Origin of the sequence: Sinorhizobium sp. P24N7 (genome assembly GCF_042436655.1) — a bacterium.
Taxonomy (GTDB): domain Bacteria; phylum Pseudomonadota; class Alphaproteobacteria; order Rhizobiales; family Rhizobiaceae; genus Sinorhizobium; species Sinorhizobium meliloti_A.
Window position 1 is genome coordinate 506,772 of record NZ_JBHMIW010000001.1, and the last position, 20,074, is coordinate 526,845.

Below are 20,074 nucleotides of genomic sequence, written 5' to 3' on the forward strand. Positions count from 1 at the left end.
GCTCTCGGTCCGCCGCCCTCTCCTATCCTGATTCGCCGCGGTTGCAGCAGCCTTGCGCCTCACCGGGATGTGACCGAAGAATTTCGCCTGATTTTGGGCAGGTTCTGTCAATTGCCCTGATTTCGCCTATGTTCGTTAAAAAAGAACATTGAAACAAAAAGGGGTACCGGCCGGATGCCAAACTTCTGCAGGACCGTGAAGCCTGGCCTCGCGGCCTCGTTTCTGACAGCAGCGCTTCTCCTCGTTCCTCCTGCGTCCAACGCCGAGGAACAGCCCGTCTGGCGCCACGCTACGTCGTCGGTCGGAGAACCCAAATACAAGGACGGCTTCCCGCGCTTCGATTACGTCAATCCGGATGCTCCAAAGGGCGGAGTGCTGCGGCTCTCGGAGAACGGGACGTTCGACTCGTTCAACCCGATCCTCGCCAAGGGTGAGGTGGCGACCGGCCTTTCTTCGCTGGTCTTCGAAACGCTCCTTAAATCCGCCGAGGACGAGATCACCACATCCTACGGCCTGCTCGCAGAGGCGATCTCATATCCCGCCGATATCTCCTCCGCCACTTTTCGCCTGCGGGCAGAGGCCAAGTGGTCAGACGGCAAACCGGTGACCCCGGAGGATGTCGTCTTCTCCTTCAACATGGTGAAAGAGCACAATCCGCTTTTTTCCAACTACTATCGCCACGTTATTTCGGCGGAAAAGACAGGCGAACGCGACGTCACCTTCCGTTTCGACGAGAAGAATAACCACGAACTGCCGAACATTCTCGGCCAGTTTCCGATCCTGCCGAAGCACTGGTGGGAAGGGCAGGACGCCAAGGGGAGCAAGCGCGATATCAGCCGCACGACACTGGAGCCGGTCATGGGCTCCGGCCCCTACAAGATCGCCTCGTTCCAGGCGGGCGGCTCGATCCGCTTTGAATTGCGGGACGACTATTGGGGCAAGGATCTCAACGTGAATGTCGGCCGATATAATTTCCGCACCATCAATTACGCCTTCTTCAGCGACAGGAGCGTGCAGTTCGAGGCCTTCCGTGCCGGCAATGTCGATTTCTATCAGGACAACAGCGCAAGCCATTGGGCTACGGCCTACGACTTTCCAGCGATGAAAGACGGCCGGGTGATCCGAGAGGAGATCGAAAACCCGTTGCGCGCTACCGGCATAATGCAGGCCTTCGTACCCAATATGCGCCGCGAAAAATTCAAGGACCAGCGGGTGCGCGAAGCGTTGAACTACGCCTTCGACTTCGAGGATCTGAATCGCAGCCTCGCACACAACGCGTTTCAGCGCGTCGACAGTTATTTCTGGGGCACGGAGCTTGCCTCCTCCGGCCTGCCCGAAGGACGCGAGAAAGAAATCCTTGAAGAACTGAAAGACAAGGTTCCTGCCGCCGTTTTCACCACACCCTACAAGAACCCTGTCAACGGCGATCCCCAAAAGGTGCGCGACAACCTGCGCACGGCGCTCGCACTCTTCAAGGAGGCGGGTTACGAACTGAAGGGCAGCCGGTTGGTGAACGCGAAGACCGGGGAGCCGTTCAGCTTCGAGATCCTTCTGTCCAATCCTTCCTTCGAACGAACGGTCACACCGTTCGTGAACAGCGTAAGGAAGATCGGGATAGATGCTCGCATCCGCACCGTCGACGACTCGCAATACACCAACCGCGTCAGAAGCTACGACTATGACATGATCTACGGCATCTGGGCACAAACGCTCGTGCCCGGCAACGAACAGAGCGACTATTGGGGTTCGGCCTCAGTCAACCAGCCGGGATCCAGAAACTATGCCGGCATCGCTGATCCGGCAATTGACGAACTTATCCGGAGAATCGTCTTCGCGCCGAACCGCGAGGAGCTGGTCGCGACGACACGGGCGCTCGACCGCGTGCTTCTCGCACATCACTACGTCGTGCCGCTTTTCTACTCGAAGGCCTTGCGCGTTGCCTACTGGAACCACCTGGCACGCCCGAAGGAGCTTCCCTATTACGGGATGGATTTCCCGGATTCGTGGTGGTCGAAAAACGCGGCTGCAAAATGAAGCTCTTGCGCTCAGGAGCTGTCTCGATTCCAAATGCGGGAAACGAATCACGAAACACGAACGGCTCCGCAGAGGCCGCAGCCGCTGGGAGATGTAGGATTTGAGGCACATTAGAGCAATTCCAGTCGACGCTGCGCCGGTCTGCTTCGCCAGCAATTCGTCGATCCAGAGGTTCGCCTGATGGGTGCCTATATCCTGCGCCGGCTCCTGCTGATGATCCCGACGATCGTCGGCATCATGGCCATCTCCTTCGCCGTGGTGCAGTTCGCGCCGGGCGGGCCGGTGGAGCAGGTGATCTCCGACCTCACCAACGCGGCCGGCTCCGACAGGCTTTCCGGCAATGCCGGCGACCTCATGCCGATCGGCGGTGGCGATGGCGGGCAGTATCGCGGGGCGCAAGGGCTCGATCCCGATTTCATCGCCAAGCTCGAAAAGCAGTTCGGCTTCGACAAGCCGCCGCTCGAGCGCTTCGTCACGATGATGTGGGACTATATCCGCTTCGACTTCGGCGAGAGCTTCTTCCGCAATACGCCGGTCATCGACCTCATCATCCAGAAAATGCCGGTTTCGATCTCGCTCGGGGTCTGGATCCTGATCTTTTCCTATGCGATCTCGATCCCGCTCGGCATCAGGAAGGCGGTCTCCGACGGTTCCACCTTCGACGTCTGGACCTCCGGCGTCATCATCGTCGGCTATGCGGTGCCGAGTTTCCTCTTCGGCATTCTCCTGATCGTGCTTTTTGCGGGCGGATCCTTCTTCGACTGGTTCCCCCTGCGGGGCCTCGTCTCCGACAATTTCGACCAGCTTCCCTGGTACGAGAAGATCCTCGATTATTTCTGGCACATGACGCTGCCGCTGATCACGCTTCTGCTCTCCGCCTTCGCGACCACGACGCTGCTCACCAAGAATTCCTTCATCGACGAGATCAAGAAACAATATGTGACGACGGCGCGGGCCAAGGGCCTGACCGAGCGGCGCGTTCTCTACGGACATGTGTTCCGCAATGCGATGCTGATCATCATTGCGGGCTTTCCCGGCGCCTTCATCTCCGCCTTCTTCACCGGGTCGCTGCTCATCGAATACATATTCTCGCTCGATGGGCTGGGGCGGCTCGGCTATGACGCGGTCGTCAAACGCGACTATCCCATCGTCTTCGCGACCCTCTTCATCTACTCGCTGATGGGCCTTGTCGTCAGCCTCGTCTCGGACCTCATCTACACCTGGGTCGACCCGCGCATCGATTTCGAGCGGAGGGACGTCTGATGAGCACCGCTACCGCCTATGCCGGCGCGCCGGAAAAGGGCTGGCTCACGCCGATCGGGCGCCGCCGCTGGCAGAATTTCAAGGCCAACCGCCGCGGCTACTGGTCTCTCTGGCTCTTCCTTCTCCTCTTCGGCCTCAGCCTGTTTGCGGAATTCATCGCCAACGACAAGCCGATCCTCGCCTCCTACAAGGGCGAGATCCTGGTCCCGGTGCTGATCGATTATCCGGAAGAGAAATTCGGCGGCTTCCTCGCCGAGACCGACTATCGGTCCGATTTCGTCCGCGACGAGATCGAGGCGAACGGCTGGATGGTCTGGCCGCCGATCCGCTATTCCTACCAGACGGTCAACTCCAGCATCCCCCATTCGGCGCCGACGCCCCCTTTCTGGCTGATGAGCGAAGAAGAGCGCTGCTCCGCCTATCCGCAAGGGGTCGACGACCCCGGATGCATAGCCGGAAACCTGAACTGGCTCGGCACCGACGACCAGGCCCGCGACGTGATGGCGCGGATGATCTACGGTTTTCGCATCTCGGTCCTATTCGGTCTCGCGCTGACCATCGCCTCGGCGGTGATCGGGGTTTCGGCCGGTGCCGTGCAGGGTTATTTCGGCGGCTGGACCGATCTGCTCATGCAGCGCTTCATCGAGATCTGGTCGTCGATGCCGGTGCTCTACATCCTGCTCATCATCGCCGCCATCCTGCCGCCGGGCTTCTTCATCCTGCTCGGCATCATGCTGCTCTTTTCCTGGGTCGGTTTCGTCGGCGTCGTCAGGGCCGAATTCCTGCGCGCCCGCAATTTCGAATATGTCAACGCGGCGCGCGCGCTCGGCGTCGGCAACGGCACCATCATGTACCGTCACCTGCTGCCGAACGCGATGGTGGCGACGCTCACCTTCCTGCCCTTCATTCTTTCGGGCTCGATCACCACGCTCACCTCGCTCGACTTTCTCGGCTTCGGCATGCCTCCGGGTTCCCCGTCGCTCGGCGAGATGATCGCGCAGGGCAAGTCCAACCTGCAGGCGCCCTGGCTGGGTCTGACCGCCTTCTTCGCCATGTCGATCATGCTGTCGCTTTTGATCTTCGTCGGCGAGGCGACGCGCGACGCCTTCGACCCGAGAAAGACGTTCCGGTGAGCGCGACGATGACAGATACCCTCCTTTCCGTGCGCGACCTCTCCGTCGCCTTCCACCAGGGCGGCGAAACCTCGCTTGCTGTCGACCGCATCTCCTTCGACATCAGGCGCGGCGAGACCGTGGCGCTGGTCGGAGAGTCCGGCTCCGGCAAATCCGTCTCCGCCAACTCGATCCTGAAGCTCCTGCCCTATCCCGCCGCAAGCCATCCGAGCGGCGAAATCCTCTTCAACGGGAAGGACCTCCTGAAGGCGAGCGACGACGAGCTCAGGCATGTCCGCGGCAACGACGTCACCATGATCTTCCAGGAGCCGATGACATCGCTCAATCCGCTGCACACGATCGAGCAGCAGATCGGCGAAATCCTGGAAATCCATCAGCAACTCAAGGGTGCGGCCGCCCGCGCGAGAACGCTGGAGCTCCTCGAGCAGGTCGGCATTCGCGAAGCGGAGAAGCGGCTCGGCGCCTACCCGCATCAGCTTTCGGGCGGCCAGCGCCAGCGCGTGATGATAGCCATGGCTCTCGCCAACCGGCCGGAGCTCTTGATCGCCGACGAGCCGACGACGGCGCTCGACGTCACGGTGCAGGCGCAGATCCTCGAGCTTTTGAAGTCGCTCAAGGACGAGCACGGCATGTCCATGCTGTTCATCACCCACGACCTCGGCATCGTCCGCAAGATCGCCGATCGGGTCTGCGTCATGACCAAGGGCAAGATCGTCGAGACCGGACCGACCGCCGAGATCTTCGCCAATCCGCAGCACGCCTATACCCGCCACCTGCTTGCCTCCGAGCCGCGGGGCGAACCGCCGCCCTCGGACGCCTCCAGGCCGATCGTGATCGAAGCCAAGGACATGAAAGTCTGGTTTCCCATCAAGGCGGGCTTCCTGCGCCGGGTGGTCGACCACGTCAAGGCGGTGGACGGCATCGACCTGACGCTCCGCGCCGGCCAGACGCTGGGCGTGGTCGGCGAGTCCGGTTCCGGCAAGACGACGCTCGGCCTTGCGCTGACGCGACTGATCTCGTCCAAGGGCCGCATCGCCTTCGTCGGGGAAGACATCGACGCCTACAGTTTCCGCGAGATGCGGCCGCTCAGAAACCGGATGCAGGTGGTGTTTCAGGACCCTTACGGATCGCTGAGTCCGCGCATGTCGATCGCCGATATTATCGGCGAGGGTTTGAAGATCCACGAGAAGGCGCTGACGGACGGCGAGCGCGATCAGCGCGTCGCCGCAGCACTGGAAGAGGTCGGCCTCGATCCCGCGACGCGCTGGCGCTATCCGCACGAATTTTCCGGCGGCCAGCGCCAGCGCATCGCGATCGCCCGGGCGATGGTGCTGAAACCACAGTTCGTCATGCTCGACGAGCCGACCTCCGCCCTCGACATGAGCGTGCAGGCCCAGGTGGTCGATCTCCTGCGCGATCTCCAGCGCAAGCACAATCTCGCCTATCTCTTCATCAGCCATGACCTCAGGGTCGTGCGCGCGCTCGCCAACGAAGTGATCGTCATGCGGCTCGGCAAGGTCGTGGAACAGGGACCCGCCGAGCGCATCTTCGAGGCACCGGCGGAAGACTATACCAAGGCGCTGATGGCCGCCGCCTTCAACCTCGAAGCGGTCAATCTCGCCGCCATTCATCAGTAGAGTTGCGTCATGTCCGCCAGAAGCCCCGTGATAGTCGACCTGAAATTCATCCCCGAGGAGGTCGAAGCCGCCCTTGCGGGCGCCTTTCCCGGCCGTGAGGTGATCGATCTCGCCGACCCGGCGCATCAGGGGCGCGACCTCTCCGGCATCGACTATGCGGTGGTCTGGAAATCCGCGCCCGACCTCTTCTCCCGCGCCCCCGACCTCAAGGTGGTCTTTTCCGGCGGCGCCGGCGTCGACCACGTGCTGACGCTGCCGGGCCTGCCCGACGTGCCCCTGGTGCGCTTCGTCGACCGGACGCTGACGACGCGGATGAGCGAGTGGGTGGTGATGCAGTGCCTCCTGCATCTTCGCCAGCACCGCGCCTACGAGGCGCTGGCGAAGAAGCACGAATGGCGCGACCTCAGCCAGCCGGAAGCAGCCGACGTGACGGTCGGCATCATGGGCATGGGCGTGCTTGGCCAGGACTCCGCCCGCAAGCTCGCCGTGATGGGCTTCAAGGTGATCGGCTGGTCGCGAAGCAAACGGGTGGTCGAGGGTGTAGAGACCTACGACGCCGCCGGACTGGACGCATTTCTCGGCAGGACGGATTTTCTCGTCGGCCTGCTGCCGCTGACGCCGGATACCAGGGGTATCTTCAACGCCGCCCTCTTCGCCAAGCTCAGCCAGAACGGGCCGTTCGGAGCGCCCGTTTTCATCAATGCCGGCCGTGGCGGCAGTCAGGTCGAGGCCGACATTCTGGACTGCCTCGATTCCGGTGTTCTCGGAGGCGCATCGCTCGACGTCTTCGAACAGGAGCCGCTCTCCCCGGAAAGCCGCTTCTGGGACATGCCGGGTGTGTATGTGACGCCGCATGTCGCCGCTTCTTCCGACGTCAGGGCGCTCTTTGTGCATGTGGAGCAGCAGATCGCGCGCTTCGAGCGCGGGCTGCCCCTCGAGCATGTGGTGGATAAGGTAGCCGGCTATTGATTGCGCGGAGCGCAGCGACCGCCGCTCAGCCTAACACTCTCCCCGCATGCGGGGAGAGGGGACGTGCGCCACGGCGCGCCTGCGTGTGGAGATGGTGCGAAGGCGAATCCGCGATTCCCTTCTCCCGCAAGCGGGAGAAGGTGCCGGCAGGCGGATGAGGGGCGGCCGCGGCTCAAGAGCCGGACAATCCAGGGATCACGGCCGCCGGTATCCCGTCGGCTGCGCGTAGAGCCACGCGATGCGCCGGATGGCGTCTTCGAGACCTTCGCGCGCCACCGTCATCGAGTGTCCGTTGGCATGCACCAGGGTCTTCTCGTCTTCCATGATCGCCACATGGCCCTTCCAGAAGACGAGGTCGCCGCGCGTGAGATCTTCGCGCTCGATGAGGCGGCCGAGTCCGCTTGCCTGCATGTCGGAATCGCGCGGCGCATTGCGCCCCGCCATCTGCATCGCGAGTTGCACGAGGCCGGAACAGTCTATGCCGAAGCCGGAGCGGCCGCCCCAGAGATAGGGCGTTTCGAGAAAGCGGGTCGCGATTGCGACATAATCATCCGTGAGCGCGCCGGTTGCGGGGATGCAGTGATCGGCGACGATCGCCAGCCCGCCATCCAGCAGAAAATAGCGCGTGCCGCGCGTCTCGGCCTCACCGGAGACGGCGATCCGGCTTCCCATGGAAAGGGCAAAGGCCTGGGGAAAGCGCAGATCCGCGCCGCGATAGACGAACGTCCTCGGCACCGCCACGAGGTGCGTCGCCGGCGCTTGCGGGGGCTGCACGACATCCTCCGGTACGTAGCCGACATAGCCGTCGAGATCGGACTTGACCCACGCCCATCCGTCGGCAACGTCGAGCACGCGCACCGTCTCGCCATAGAGAAGCTCCGTATCGGTCCCGCAGCCGGCCTCGGGCCGCGCCCGCAGCGGCGTCACCGGCACGGATACGGCCGCCGGCGTTCCATCCACGAAGCGCTTTGCGTCGACCATGCCGCGCAGGCGTTCCTCCGCGAGATCCTCGCGATAGGCATTCAGGCGGCGGTCGAGGACCTCGGACATGGATAAGCTCACATTTTCCGGCCCTGATCGATGATCAGATCGCCGAACTTTTCAAGATAAAGCGCGCCCTCGACGGTGCGCTTGATGATGACGTTGCGCCTGTCGCGCTCGTCGCGGATCCGGTCGACGAGGCCGAGCACACCCATGGTGTCGAGCGCGCGCGTGATCACCGGCTTCGTCACCCCGAGCGCCGCGGCGAGGCCGCGCACCGTATGGGGCGGCGGCACGAGGTAAATCTGTAACAGGATCGCCATCTGGCGCAAGGTCAGATCGCGGCTGTCGACGCGCACCTGTTCGAGCGACACGGCATGCCAGAGCCCCAGCGCCTGAGAAGGGGTAAGTTCGACCGGCAAAGGAAACTCCTGCGTGGATCACGTGTCCGGGAGCATAGCCGGCGATCGTTACGCAAGCGTTTCTTTACGGCTCGATTGCGCGAATAGCTACCCCGCTATCCTGCCGATGTGATGATAAAGCGCCCGGATCGCCTGAGCTTCACCGCCGATCGGCGAATGCGGGCGCTCGGACTGGGCCCAGCCGAAGATGTCGAAATGGACCCAGCTTTTCGCGTTCGTCACGAAACGCTTGAGGAACAGCGCCGCCGTGATCGAGCCGGCCATGCCGCCCGAGGGGGCGTTGGTGAGATCGGCGATGCGGGCGGAAACATCCTTGTCATAGCCCCTGTAGAGCGGCATCCGCCAGACCGGATCGTCCACGGCCAGGCTCGCTTCGGCAAGATCATGGGCGAGGTCATCGTCGTCCGTGAAGAAAGGCGGCAGGTCCGGCCCCAGCGCCACGCGGGCGGCGCCCGTCAGGGTCGCCATGTCGATGACAAGGTCCGTCTTCTCCTCGTCCGCATAGGCGAGAGCATCGGCGAGGATCAGCCGTCCCTCCGCGTCGGTGTTGTCGATCTGCACTGTCAGACCCTTGCGGCTCTTGTAGATGTCGCCGGGACGGAAGGCATTCGCCGAGATCGAATTCTCGACCACGGGAATGATCACGCGCAGATCCACCTTGAGCTTTGCATCCATGATCATCAGCGCAAGGCCCATGACGTTCGCAGCGCCGCCCATGTCCTTCTTCATGAGCAGCATCGAGGACGCCGGTTTGATGTCCAGCCCGCCGGTGTCGAAGCAGACGCCCTTGCCGACGAGCGTCACCTGCCGGTGGCCCTTCCTGCCCCAGCGCATTTCGAGCAGCCGCGGCGCTTCGGCGCTGGCGCGGCCGACCGTGTGGACGAGCGGGAAGTTCTCGGTCAGCAGGGCTTCGCCGGAAATCACCGAGACGTCGGCCTTGTAATGGGCGGCCAGCGCCCGGAATGCGGCTTCCAGCGCTTCCGGTCCCATATCGTTGGTCGGCGTGTTGATCAGGTCGCGCGCCAGGAACACGCCGGCAAGCTCCCGCTTGATATCGGTCGCATCCGAATCGGCCGGAATGAGCAGCGTCGGCGCATCCGTCTTCGACGGTTTGTAGCGCTCGAAACGGTAGGACCCGAGGCCGTAGCCGAGAGCCAGCCGATTGGCGGTGAGCGGCGCCGTTTCGATGTGCCATTTGCCGGCCGGGAGCGCCCGGGCGAGCTTGCCGGTCAGGAAGGGCGTGTCGGACGGGTTGGCGCCGAGCCCGAACAGCGCGCCTCCGAGATGACCATCGGCCGAGGGGATGAGCAGCACCGCGCCGGATTCCGCCTTGAAGCCGGCCTTCTTCGCCCAATCGAGCGCGATCGGATCGATGCTCCCCGTCTCGATATGCGCGGGCGTCACCGCAAAGATCGGCAGCGTCTTGCCGTTGCTGGTGTTGAACGGCGATGGTCGCTCGATGAACTGATAGGGGGCCATTGGAATCCTCGACTGGCGGATGCGAACAGGTGCGATTAACGCTCCGTTAGGGTTAACAGATTATTGCTGGAGTGAAAGTTGCGCCGCTTTTGTCTGGAGTTCCGGTGCAGGACTGGATGGCTGGGGCTTCGATGACGATGCAAGACACTTTTTCCTTATCCCTGTGCCGCATCGCAACGGGGGTTGCCGTTGCGATGGTGGCGCTGTCGCTCTCCGCCTGCGCCGGACAACAGGGCAGGAAGGAGCTGACCACCGGATCTATCCCGAAGCTCACGAGGCCGGTGCAGTCGATGAACGCGACCGAACTCGCTGCCGCCGCCGAACGCATCGGCAAGGCCTATGAGCGCAATCCGAAGGACCGGGAGGCCGGGCTCAACTACGCCAATCTCCTGCGCATGACGGGCCGCAACGAACAGGCGCTTGCCGTCATGCAACAGGTGGCGATCTACCATCCGGCGGATCGCGAGGTGCTCGGAGCCTACGGCAAGGCCCAGGCCGCAGCGGGTCAGCTGGAACAGGCGCTCGCAACGATCGGCCGGGCCCAGACGCCGGACCGGCCCGACTGGAAGCTGAAATCCGCGGAAGGCGCCATCCTCGACCAGCTCGGCCGTTCCGCCGAGGCACGGCTGCGCTATCGCGAGGCTCTGGACCTCAAGCCCAACGAGCCCTCGGTCCTTTCCAATCTGGGCATGTCCTATCTGCTCTCGAAGGATCTGCGGACGGCCGAGACCTACCTCAAATCCGCGGCGAGCCAACCGGATGCCGGCAGCAGCGTGCGCCAGAACCTCGCGCTTGCCGTCGGCCTGCAGGGCCGCTTCCAGGAAGCGGAAGCCATCGCCCGCCAGGAACTGACAGCCGAGCAGGCGGAGGCCAACGTCGCCTATCTTCGCTCCATGCTGTCTCAGCAGGGCGCGTGGAAGCAGCTGGCAAAGGCGGATGCGGTGAAGGCGGATTGAAGGTGACCGGCCGGCACCGCCGCCCGCCAGGGTGGCGGCACGCGCCCCTCATCCCGCTGCCGCGACCTTCTCCCCGCAGGCGGGGAGAAGGGATATGCCGCCCTCTCCAGTCCCTTCTCCCGCCCCCGGCGGGTAGACCACCTTTGCCTTTCCATCCTAAAACTTGTCCGCCACCTGTATCCCGGCGGGGCCGAGGATGACGGCGACGAGGACCGGCAGGAAGAACAGGATCATCGGCACCGTCAGCTTCGGCGGCAGTGCGGCCGCCTTTTTCTCGGCGGCGGTCATGCGCTGGTCGCGGCTCTCCTGCGCCAGAACGCGCAGCGCCTGAGCGACGGGCGTGCCGTAGCGGTCGGCCTGGATCAGCGCCTGCGTCACCGATTTCACCTCATCGAGACCCGTGCGCAGGCCGAGATTTTCGAGCGCGATGCGCCTTTCGGGCAGGAAGGAGAGTTCCGCGGTCGTCAGCACCAGTTCCTCCGCCAGCGGCTGCGACTGCACGGCTATCTCGTCGGCGACGCGGCGCATGGCGAGTTCCATCGAGACGCCGGACTCGACGCAGATGAGCAGGAGATCGAGCGCATCCGGCCAGGCGCGGCGAATCGACTGCTGGCGCTTGGAGATCGCATTGGCGATGAAGATGTTCGGCGCGTAGAAGCCGACATAGGCGAATCCGATGGCGAAGGACACTCTGACCATGATCGGCTTATCGGCAAAATTGCCGAGCACGAAAATATAGAGAACCGCAACGGTCAGAAACAGGAACGGCAGGCAGAAGCGGGCGAAGAGGAAGGTGTTGAGCGCGTTCTGCGAGCGATAGCCGGCCGTCTTCAGGCGGTTGACGGTGTTGTCGTCCACCAGAGCCTTCCTGAGGTTCAGCCGCTCGACGATCTCCCGGACCGAGGTGTTGTGCTGTGCCCTGAGGCTTGCCCTGCCGGTCGTCGCCTCGGCATTGAGCCGGGCGCGCTCGCGGGCGCGAATCTGCTCCCGTTCGGTGGCGACCGACTTCATCCGCTTCGCGAGGTCTCCCCGCTCGAGCAAGGGCGCCACGAGCGAATAGAACGTGGCGAGCACGGCCATCGAGACGAGCGCCGCGACGAGGATGTTCAGATCGGTAAGCGTCTCTATCCAGCCGGCCACGGGATCCTCAGATGTCGAAGTTGATCATGTTGCGCATTACCCAGATGCCGATGCTCATCCAAACGGCGGAAGCGCCCATGATGATGTGGCCGCGCGGGTCGGTGAAGAGAATCATCATGTAGTCCGGCGAAGTCAGATAGACGAGGGTTGCGACGATGAAGGGCAGCGCGCCGATGATGCAGGCGGACGCCTTGGCCTCCATCGACAGCGCGCTGACCTTCGCCTTCATCTTCCTGCGTTCGCGCAGGACCTTGGAGAGGTTGCCGAGCGCCTCGGACAGATTGCCGCCCGCCTGCGCCTGAATGGCGATGACGATCGCGAAGAAGTTCACTTCCGGCAGCGGGATGCTGTGAATCATGCGGGCGCAGGCTTCGGGAACGTTGAGGCCCACCTGCTGGGACTCGACGACACGGCGGAATTCGGTCCTGACCGGCTCCTGCCCGTCGCTCGCGATCAGCCGCAAGGCGTCGTTCAGCGGCAGCCCCGACTTGATCGACCGGACCATGACATCGAGCGAATTCGGAAACTCGTCGAGAAACTTTCTGCAGCGGCGTTTGACCATGGAGCCGACGATCCACCGCGGCAGGCCGGCCGCGCCTATCAGGCCGACGCCTGCGGCAATGATCAGTCCGGCCCCTCCCAGGAGGACGACAAGGAAGGCGAACAACCCGAAAAGCGCACTGAACAGATAGAACTGCGCGATCGATATCGAAAGACCGGCCTGCAGCAGACGCTTCTTCATCGAAGGCGCCGCATTGGCGGATTTCTCCTGTTGCTTCTTCTCGAGGTCCTTCAGCGAATCCTGAACGGATTTGCGACGCTTCGACATCTCGTTGACGCGGTCGCGCGCCGCCTTGATCTTGGTGCGGTCCGTCTCCGAGGCGCTGACCCGGCGCAGGCGGCCTTCCGCCTTTTTCTCTGTCTCGATACGGGGATAGAGCACACCATAGGCGAGTGCTGCCGCCGCCAGGGCGACGAGGCCGGCCAATCCCAGGACGGTGATGTCTATGCCGAACATCGCTCGGTCTGTCCTTTACTCGGAGCGGCGGGACCGCAGCCGTTTCGCCTATTGCTTTTCCATCGCGTCGAGGGTCGCAGCGAGCCGCTTGTCCTCGTTGAAATAACGGGCCCGGTCCCAGAAATGCGGCCGGCCGATGCCGGTGGAGACGTGGCGGCCGACGATGCGGCCATTGGCGTCCTCGCCGTCGATCTCGTAGCGCATCAGGTCCTGGGTGATGATCACGTCGCCTTCCATGCCGGTGACTTCGGTGATGTGGGTGATCCGGCGCGATCCGTCCCGCAGGCGCGAGGCCTGGATGATCACGTCCACCGAGCCGGAGATGATCTCGCGAACGGTCCTGGCCGGCAGGGTATAGCCGCCCATGGCGATCATCGATTCCATGCGGCTGAGGCATTCGCGCGGGGTATTCGCGTGGATCGTTCCCATCGAACCGTCATGGCCGGTGTTCATCGCCTGCAGCAGGTCGAAGACTTCCGGGCCGCGCACTTCACCGACGATGATGCGCTCCGGGCGCATGCGTAGGCAGTTCTTCACGAGGTCGCGCATGGTGATCTCGCCCTCGCCCTCGATGTTCGGCGGGCGCGTCTCGAGCCGGACGACATGCGGCTGCTGCAGTTGCAATTCGGCCGAATCCTCGCAGGTAATGATCCGCTCGGTGCTGTCGATATAGCGCGTCAGGCAGTTGAGCAGCGTCGTCTTTCCGGAGCCGGTGCCGCCGGAAATGACGATGTTGCAGCGGACACGGCCGATGATCTGCAGCAGGACGGCGGCCTCGGGCGTGATCGATCCGAAGCGCACCAGCTGCTCCAGCGTCAGCTTGTCCTTCTTGAACTTGCGGATGGTGAGCGCCGTACCGTCGATCGCGAGCGGCGGCGCGATGACGTTGACGCGTGACCCGTCCGGCAGGCGCGCATCGCAGATCGGGCTCGATTCGTCGACGCGGCGGCCTACCTGGCTGACGATGCGCTGGCAGATCGACAGCAATTGCCCGTTGTCGCGGAACCGGATCTCCGATTCCTCGACCTTGCCGCCCACTTCGATGAAGGTTTGCCCGGCGCCGTTGACCATTATGTCGGCGATGTCGTCGCGCGCGAGCAATGGTTCCAGCGGTCCGTAGCCGAGCACGTCGTTGCAGATGTCGTCGAGCAGTTCCTCCTGCTCGGAGATCGACATCGCGAAGTTCTTGATGGTGATGATATCGTTGACGATGTCGCGGATTTCCTCGCGGGCGCTCTCGATATCGAGCTTGGAGAGCTGCGACAGATCGATCGTATCGATCAGCGCGGAGAAGACCTGCGATTTCGTGTCGTAATAATCTTCCGCCCTCGGCGCTCGGCGCCGCGGAGGCGGCGCCGCCGCTTGCGGGCGGGATGGCGCAGCGATCGTTTCGCCGAGAACGGGCGCGGCGGAACGCTCCACCGGCACCAGCTGGACCGCGGGCATCGGGGGCGCAGGCGAGAAGCCGCGCGCACCACCCTTGCCAGAACCTTCATTTCCGCGTTTGCCAAACATCAGTTCATTCCAGTTGCTTCATCGATCCCCGCCCCTTCGGGTGCGGGACCGGAAATAGTCCGCTACCGCCTGCCGAGCTTCGCCAGAACCTTGCCGAGGCCGCCCCGTCTGGCTTTCTTCACGGTGGTGCGCCCGGTCAAGAGGTGGGACAGCTGGGAGAAGGTCTCGGCGGCCGGCGACTTCCGGTCGATCTCCGCGATCATGCGTCCGCTGTTGGAGGCATTGCCGAAGAGGACCGCATCGAACGGAATGATCGCTGCGGCTTCGATCTCCAGCGACGCGCAGAACTCATCGGGAGCGATCTCCGGACGCTTGGGCACGCCCACCTGGTTGAGCACGAGATGCGGTGCCTTGTCGTTCGGCCTCAACTTCTTCAAGGCATCGAGCAGATTCTTCGCGTTTCTGAGGCTTGCCAGGTCCGGGGCGGCGGTGATGACCACCTCGTCGGCCGCGGAAAGCACAGAGCGGGTCCAGTCGGTCCAGCCATGCGGCAGGTCCAGAACGGATACGGGCGCGCTGCGCTGAAGAACTTCCAGGATCGGCTGAAACGCACCCGTCTCGAAGTCATAGGCGCGGTCGAGCATGGAGGGGGCGGCGAGCAGCGACAGATGATCGGAGCATCTGGTCAGGAGCCGGTCGAGAAAGACCTCGTCCAGCCGATCCGGTGCGAATACGGCCTCGGCGATCCCCTGCGGGGGGTCCTGATCGAAGTCGATATTGGCGGTTCCGTAGGGTAGATCGAGATCGGCAAGGATCGTCTCGGTCGAGAAAAGATTGGAAATGCCCCAGGCGCAATTATGGGCGATGACCGACGAGCCGCAGCCGCCCTTCGCGCCGATGAAGGCAAGGCTGCGTCCGAGCGGCTCCGCCTCCGGATCCACGAAGATCGCCGAGACGGCGCTCAGCATATCCGCCATCCCGACCGGCGCGACCATATATTCGGAAATGCCGTTGCGGATCAGCTCGCGATAGAGAGCGATGTCGTTATGGCGGCCGATGACGATGACCTTGGTGCTCGGATCGCAGACCTCCGCGAGCGGCGCCAGCTCCGAAAGCAGCGAGCCGGTCTCGGCCGCGGTTTCGAGAATGATCAGATTGGGCGTCGAGACGCTGGCAAAAGTGGTCGCGGCGGCGGCGATGCCGCCACCGGTGATGCGAAGGCTGACCTTCGCCATACGGCGGTCCTGGCCGCAACGCTCCATAAGCCGCTGCACCGCCTCGCTCTCGCAGAAGGCGTGGATCGAGATGCGCGGCAGGGGCCGGAGCTGCTCGAGGTCGCCGGGGCGCGACCCGTCCGCGGGCCAATCGCCGGCAGCGCCGCTTTCGATCGTGTATTCAATCGCGTTCATCGCTTTTCCTTGAGGGCCCGTTTCAGTTGAAGACGATCGTGGTTCCGCCGTCGCCCTTTTCCGTGCCGCGCCAGCTGTCGATCACCTGGCCCCGCTGCTCGGCGTCGATCGGCGACATCTGGCGCGGGCCGACGAGATCCGTCGGATTGGCAATCTGAGCGGCGAGATTGGACTGGGTGGCACAGCCGAAATTGTAGTAGTTGCGGTTTTCCAGCGTGTTCAGCGCCAGATCTTCCGGCCACGCGCCGCAGGGTGCGGTCTGCGCAGTTATCGCGACATAGCTCAGGCGGATCGGTGCGGCATCGCCCGTCACGGAGGCGTCATAGGTGGTTTCGATCATCTTCTTCGGTGACACGCCGCCCGCTGCCAACACGCGACGAATATCCTTGCGGACGATCTGCGCGGCATGGCCGTTCACCGATCCGCGCGGCAGCATGATCTGGATGACGCCGCTCGACGCATTCCGATATTCGGCGGCAAAGCCGCGGATGACGTCGCGGGTCCCCTGGGTGAGCCGCGTGTCGCCCGAGGCGACGGGAATGTCGATCGTCCGCTCGCCCTCCGTCAGCACGATCGGGTGGCGAGTGCGGTAATCGTCCGGAAGAGCACCGGTCGCGAGCCTGTCCTTATTGGCGCAGCCAGCCAGCAGCAGGCCGACGAGCGCCCCCAGGGCCAGACGATAGAGAAAGCGGTTCAGGGCCATCGGAGGCTGCCTTTCGGGACTGTTTCGAGCTGCGCTTCGCTTCTTCATGGCCGGCCTATTTGTAGATGAAGCCGACATTGCCGTGATAGCGGCCGGCGGGCGGCTGAGCCTCGGGGCGTCCATAGATCCGGTTGACGCGGCCGAGGAAAAAGCTTTCGAGATCGTTCGCCGGATTAAAGTTGTCGTCCGGGCGCGAGATCGCGCTGCGGGCAACCGGCCTGACGAGGTAGGGCGTGGCGATGATGACCAGTTCCGTCTCGCTGCGCTGGAAGTCCTTGCTGCGGAAGAGCGTGCCGAGGATCGGGATCTTCGAGGCGGCGGGCAGGCCCGACATCGCCTGGCGGATATTGTCCTGGACGAGGCCGGCGATCACGATCGAGCCGCCGGACGGCAGTTCGACGCTGGTCGAGGCCTCGCGCCGGCGGATGCCGAGGAAGGTCTGCCCGGGAATAGCCGTCATGCTGTTGCCGGTGACCACCGAGCCCTCATAGGTCGGCTCCGAGACATCGGTCTCGATCTGGAGGCTGATACGGCCGGGGCCGAGAACGACCGGCTTGAAGTTCAGCCGGATGCCGTATTCCACGTCGTTGACCTCACGCTCGACCGTGGTTTGGCCGGTCTCGTCATCGGTCGAGACCTCCTGCACGCCGGCGAGCCGGAATTCGCCCCCCACGTAGAACTTCGCCTCCTGGCCGGAAATCGCCGTAAGACTCGGCTCGGCGAGCGTGCGCATGACGCCGGCCTGTTCCATCGCGTTAATGTAGCTCGAAATGGTGGTGGGACCGATCGAGCCCTTGATAAGGGCGTTCGTACCGACGCCGATGGCGTCGCCGAGATTGGCCGGATTACGGAAGCTGATGCCGCTTTCGCGATCGGAGACGCGGCCGTTGAAGCCGAGCTGCTTCAGCACCTGGCGGCTGACCTCGGCGACGGTGACCTTCAGCGTCACCTGGTCGTCGCCCTCGATCGTCAGCAGATTGACGATCTGCGAGCTCTGGCGATCCTCGGCGAAGATATCGGCATCGCCGTTATTGCCCTGGGCGGTAATGTTGCGCGTGGTCGCCTCGCCACCCTTCAGGAAAGCGCGTGCGAGATCGACGGCCCTGGTCGAGTCGAGCGGCGTGCGGACCGTGCCTGTCAGCACCACGTTGTCCGAAATGATTTCGACCTTGATATCCGCATCGGGAATGAAGCGACGAAGGTTCGCCTCCAAACCGGCAACGTCGCGCTCTACGGCGACCTCCAGGCTGACGATCTCCTCGCCGCCCGGGCCGAAGACGAAGATGTTCGTCTGGCCGACGGACTTGCCGAAGAGATAGATGCGGCGCGAGGTGCGGGTGATCGCATCGGCGAGCGACGGGTCGGCGACGAGGATGTCGTGGGCGTCGCTCGGCAGATCCACGACGACCGCCTTGTTGAGGCCGAGATTGATGGTCTTGCGGGCGCCGGGGCCGCTATCGACGATCCTCACCACCGAGGAGGAGGCGGCCTCGGCGGCCGGGAGGGTCGGCAGCGCCATGCCCGAAAAGGTCAGGCAGAAGGAAAGGCCGGCTGCGACAGACGCCCGAAACTTTTTTGCGATCGGTTTCACCTTGCGCCCCGCCTCACTTCTGGTTCTGGAGGGCCACACCGTCGCCCTTGACGATGGAGCCCGACTTGATGACCTGAATGCTCGGCCGGCCGTCGCCGTTGAGAAGGTAGTCGGCAGCCGTGGTATCCGGCTCCTGCGCGTCGGCGACGCTGCGCAGAGCCAGCGAGATGCGGTCCGCCATCTGCTGCGCGACCGTCATGACCTTCGATTGATCCGGCGTCAGCTCCAGCGTCGCGGTCGTACCGACGACCGCTTTGGAGCCGTCTTCCTTTTCTTCGATCTGCTGGTCGATCGCGAGCACGCGGACATTGCTCAACACCGTTTCGGTCAGATAGAGATCGCCGTCGGACTTGCGCACCATGATCACGTCGACACGATCGTTCGGGAGAATGAAGCCGCCCGCCCCGGTCGCAACCGTGATTTCCGTAGCGACGGCGCGTTTTCCGGCGGGCAGCAGCGACGACATGATCCGGTTCGATGCGTCGGCGATCTTTTCCCGGCGGACCGGCTCGCCGGTGAAGATCGGCAGGCGGACGACGGCGCCGGCAAGATCTTCGACGGCGGCGGGACGGTTTTCCTCCGTTATCATGCCCTCGGCGACACCATCCTTCGGCCAGGCCTTCCAATGGATGGAATCGGCACCGAGACGGGAGCCGACCGGCAGGCTCTTGCCGGCGACCAGCACGTTGATGGTCGGTGCCTGCTCGATGACGGGTTCCGCCGTCTGCGGGGCGGGCGCACGGGTGAGCTTCATCGCCAACAGCCCGGCCAAGGCAGCCGAGCCGACGGCCACCGCCAGAATGATAATGCGCACCGGTCTCATGATCGCCCCAAACCCCCAAGAATTGCCCGAGATCAGGTTGATCAGGAATTGGTGTAATTATGGTTAATGGATTGCTTATGCAGATGGTTAACGGAAGACTACGCTCCAGCCTGAGGCGGAAGCGCGTCACGGAAGCTGCGCAAAGGCGGCCTGCATCAGGGGTGACGAGGGATAGGCAGCAAATCCGCCGAACGCGATGGCGATGCCGTAAGGAATTTTCTTCGCAGTCAGCAGCAGGCGCGGAACCGGGATGCGGGCGGCAAGGATCAGGTTCTCTTGGCTGCGCAAGAAAAGGACGAGCAGTGTTAAAAGCCCGCCGAAAACCGAGACATACAAAAAGAAAGCAACGAGCGAGGCGTTGAAGCCGAACCAGATGGCACTGGCAGTCAAGAGTTTCGCGTCCCCTCCCCCCATCACGTTTGCAGCAAAAAGGCAGAAGCAGCCGGCAAAGACAGCAGCCGCCGCGGCGATATGGAGGCCTATCTGCGCAAGATTAAAGCCCATAAGGGGCCCTATCAGAAGAAATGAGACAAAGAGGACCGCCGAAACATAATTGGGAATTCTCATCGTAAGTAAATCTGAGAACGCCGCGAGTGCCAGAAGAAATGGAAAAAGCAGTAAGATGGCTGCGTCTATCATCCAAGTTCCTCTTGTCTTCGTTTAGCTTCCGCCTGGCTAGGGCAAAGAAAAGGCCGCCTTCGGACGAAGGCGGCCCGATATATTCGCGGCTCGATTATTCTGCGCCACCGGCTGGATCGACGTTAAGGAACGTACTCAGATCGTTGAACTGCTCGTCCAGGGCGCCGCCGAGCGTCTGTGCGCCGCCGATCAACGCCACCGAAATCAGGGCTGCTATCAGGCCGTATTCGATTGCGGTTGCGCCGGACTCGTCCTTCATCAGGCGTGCAAAAATGGTCTTCATGACTATTCTCCTCAAACTTCACTTGTTGTTCAGCACGTCCGTCAAACTGTTGCCGTTGATCGGATACCCTGAATTTAGCGGGGGCTAATTGCTTTCCGCTTAAGGAAACCGGTTATCGTGAGGTTAAAGGAAACTCGCT

The 20,074-nt window shown here is 63.2% G+C and carries 18 protein-coding genes; 6 read left to right on the forward strand and 12 right to left on the reverse strand.

Annotated features, from left to right (window positions below; all coding sequences use genetic code 11):
- Window positions 1-174 precede the first annotated feature (174 nt).
- From ACFHWW_RS02420 to ACFHWW_RS02440, 5 genes are all read left to right on the forward strand, one after another.
- A complete protein-coding gene (locus ACFHWW_RS02420) occupies window positions 175-2,034 on the forward strand; it encodes an extracellular solute-binding protein (RefSeq protein ID WP_379937175.1) in 1,860 nt (619 codons plus the stop codon).
- A gap of 180 nt (window positions 2,035-2,214) precedes the next feature.
- Window positions 2,215-3,297 (forward strand): microcin C ABC transporter permease YejB, encoded by a 1,083-nt coding sequence (locus tag ACFHWW_RS02425; RefSeq protein ID WP_379937176.1) that lies wholly within the window; start codon window positions 2,215-2,217, stop codon window positions 3,295-3,297.
- The gene (locus tag ACFHWW_RS02430) at window positions 3,297-4,430 is read left to right on the forward strand and encodes an ABC transporter permease (RefSeq protein WP_324762660.1); all 1,134 of its coding nucleotides are present in this window, start codon (window positions 3,297-3,299) and stop codon (window positions 4,428-4,430) included. Before ACFHWW_RS02425 ends, ACFHWW_RS02430 begins: the two co-directional genes overlap by 1 nt.
- 8 nt (window positions 4,431-4,438) lie before the next feature.
- Window positions 4,439-6,067 carry an ABC transporter ATP-binding protein gene (locus ACFHWW_RS02435; protein ID WP_100670054.1) on the forward strand — a complete coding sequence of 543 codons (1,629 nt, stop codon included), beginning with the start codon at window positions 4,439-4,441 and terminating at the stop codon, window positions 6,065-6,067.
- Between the two features lie 9 nt (window positions 6,068-6,076).
- Entirely contained in the window at window positions 6,077-7,036 is a 960-nt protein-coding gene (locus ACFHWW_RS02440) for a 2-hydroxyacid dehydrogenase (RefSeq protein WP_379937177.1), read from the forward strand.
- Between the two features lie 195 nt (window positions 7,037-7,231).
- Here ACFHWW_RS02440 and ACFHWW_RS02445 read toward each other — a convergent pair whose 3' ends face one another.
- The 3 genes from ACFHWW_RS02445 to ACFHWW_RS02455 all read right to left on the reverse strand — a co-directional run bounded on the left by ACFHWW_RS02445 (window position 7,232) and on the right by ACFHWW_RS02455 (window position 9,918).
- Window positions 7,232-8,086, reverse strand: a complete 855-nt coding sequence (locus ACFHWW_RS02445; protein WP_379937178.1) for an NlpC/P60 family protein — start codon at window positions 8,084-8,086, stop codon at window positions 7,232-7,234.
- 8 nt (window positions 8,087-8,094) lie between these two features.
- Window positions 8,095-8,439, reverse strand: coding sequence for a MarR family transcriptional regulator (locus ACFHWW_RS02450; RefSeq protein WP_379937179.1), 345 nt, complete (start codon window positions 8,437-8,439; stop codon window positions 8,095-8,097).
- Window positions 8,440-8,526: 87 nt separating this feature from the next.
- Window positions 8,527-9,918 carry a leucyl aminopeptidase family protein gene (locus ACFHWW_RS02455; protein ID WP_379937180.1) on the reverse strand — a complete coding sequence of 464 codons (1,392 nt, stop codon included), beginning with the start codon at window positions 9,916-9,918 and terminating at the stop codon, window positions 8,527-8,529.
- Window positions 9,919-10,049: 131 nt separating this feature from the next.
- Here ACFHWW_RS02455 and ACFHWW_RS02460 point away from each other — a divergent pair, with 131 nt between their 5' ends.
- Complete coding sequence (locus ACFHWW_RS02460) at window positions 10,050-10,874, forward strand: tetratricopeptide repeat protein (RefSeq protein WP_379937182.1); 825 nt, start codon at window positions 10,050-10,052, stop codon at window positions 10,872-10,874.
- 156 nt (window positions 10,875-11,030) lie between these two features.
- On the opposite strand, the gene ACFHWW_RS02465 is transcribed toward ACFHWW_RS02460, so the two are convergent.
- The 9 genes from ACFHWW_RS02465 to ACFHWW_RS02505 all read right to left on the reverse strand — a co-directional run bounded on the left by ACFHWW_RS02465 (window position 11,031) and on the right by ACFHWW_RS02505 (window position 19,935).
- Complete coding sequence (locus ACFHWW_RS02465; RefSeq protein ID WP_379937183.1) at window positions 11,031-12,014, reverse strand: type II secretion system F family protein; 984 nt, start codon at window positions 12,012-12,014, stop codon at window positions 11,031-11,033.
- A gap of 7 nt (window positions 12,015-12,021) precedes the next feature.
- Window positions 12,022-13,032 (reverse strand): type II secretion system F family protein, encoded by a 1,011-nt coding sequence (locus tag ACFHWW_RS02470; protein WP_100669915.1) that lies wholly within the window; start codon window positions 13,030-13,032, stop codon window positions 12,022-12,024.
- A 48-nt stretch (window positions 13,033-13,080) separates the two neighbouring features.
- Complete coding sequence (locus tag ACFHWW_RS02475; RefSeq protein ID WP_379937184.1) at window positions 13,081-14,547, reverse strand: CpaF family protein; 1,467 nt, start codon at window positions 14,545-14,547, stop codon at window positions 13,081-13,083.
- Window positions 14,548-14,609: 62 nt separating this feature from the next.
- Window positions 14,610-15,896: a CpaE family protein gene (locus ACFHWW_RS02480; RefSeq protein WP_379937185.1), complete on the reverse strand. Its 1,287-nt coding sequence runs from the start codon at window positions 15,894-15,896 to the stop codon at window positions 14,610-14,612.
- Window positions 15,897-15,918: 22 nt separating this feature from the next.
- Window positions 15,919-16,599, reverse strand: a complete 681-nt coding sequence (locus ACFHWW_RS02485) for a CpaD family pilus assembly protein (RefSeq protein WP_379937186.1) — start codon at window positions 16,597-16,599, stop codon at window positions 15,919-15,921.
- A gap of 55 nt (window positions 16,600-16,654) precedes the next feature.
- The gene (locus ACFHWW_RS02490; RefSeq protein WP_379937187.1) at window positions 16,655-18,190 is read right to left on the reverse strand and encodes a type II and III secretion system protein family protein; all 1,536 of its coding nucleotides are present in this window, start codon (window positions 18,188-18,190) and stop codon (window positions 16,655-16,657) included.
- A gap of 13 nt (window positions 18,191-18,203) precedes the next feature.
- Window positions 18,204-19,013, reverse strand: a complete 810-nt coding sequence (gene cpaB / locus ACFHWW_RS02495; protein WP_379937188.1) for a Flp pilus assembly protein CpaB — start codon at window positions 19,011-19,013, stop codon at window positions 18,204-18,206.
- 126 nt (window positions 19,014-19,139) lie between these two features.
- Entirely contained in the window at window positions 19,140-19,652 is a 513-nt protein-coding gene (locus ACFHWW_RS02500) for a prepilin peptidase (RefSeq protein ID WP_379937189.1), read from the reverse strand.
- A 94-nt stretch (window positions 19,653-19,746) separates the two neighbouring features.
- On the reverse strand, window positions 19,747-19,935 hold the full coding sequence (locus tag ACFHWW_RS02505; RefSeq protein ID WP_379937190.1) for a Flp family type IVb pilin: 189 nt from the start codon (window positions 19,933-19,935) through the stop codon (window positions 19,747-19,749).
- Window positions 19,936-20,074: the final 139 nt, after the last annotated feature.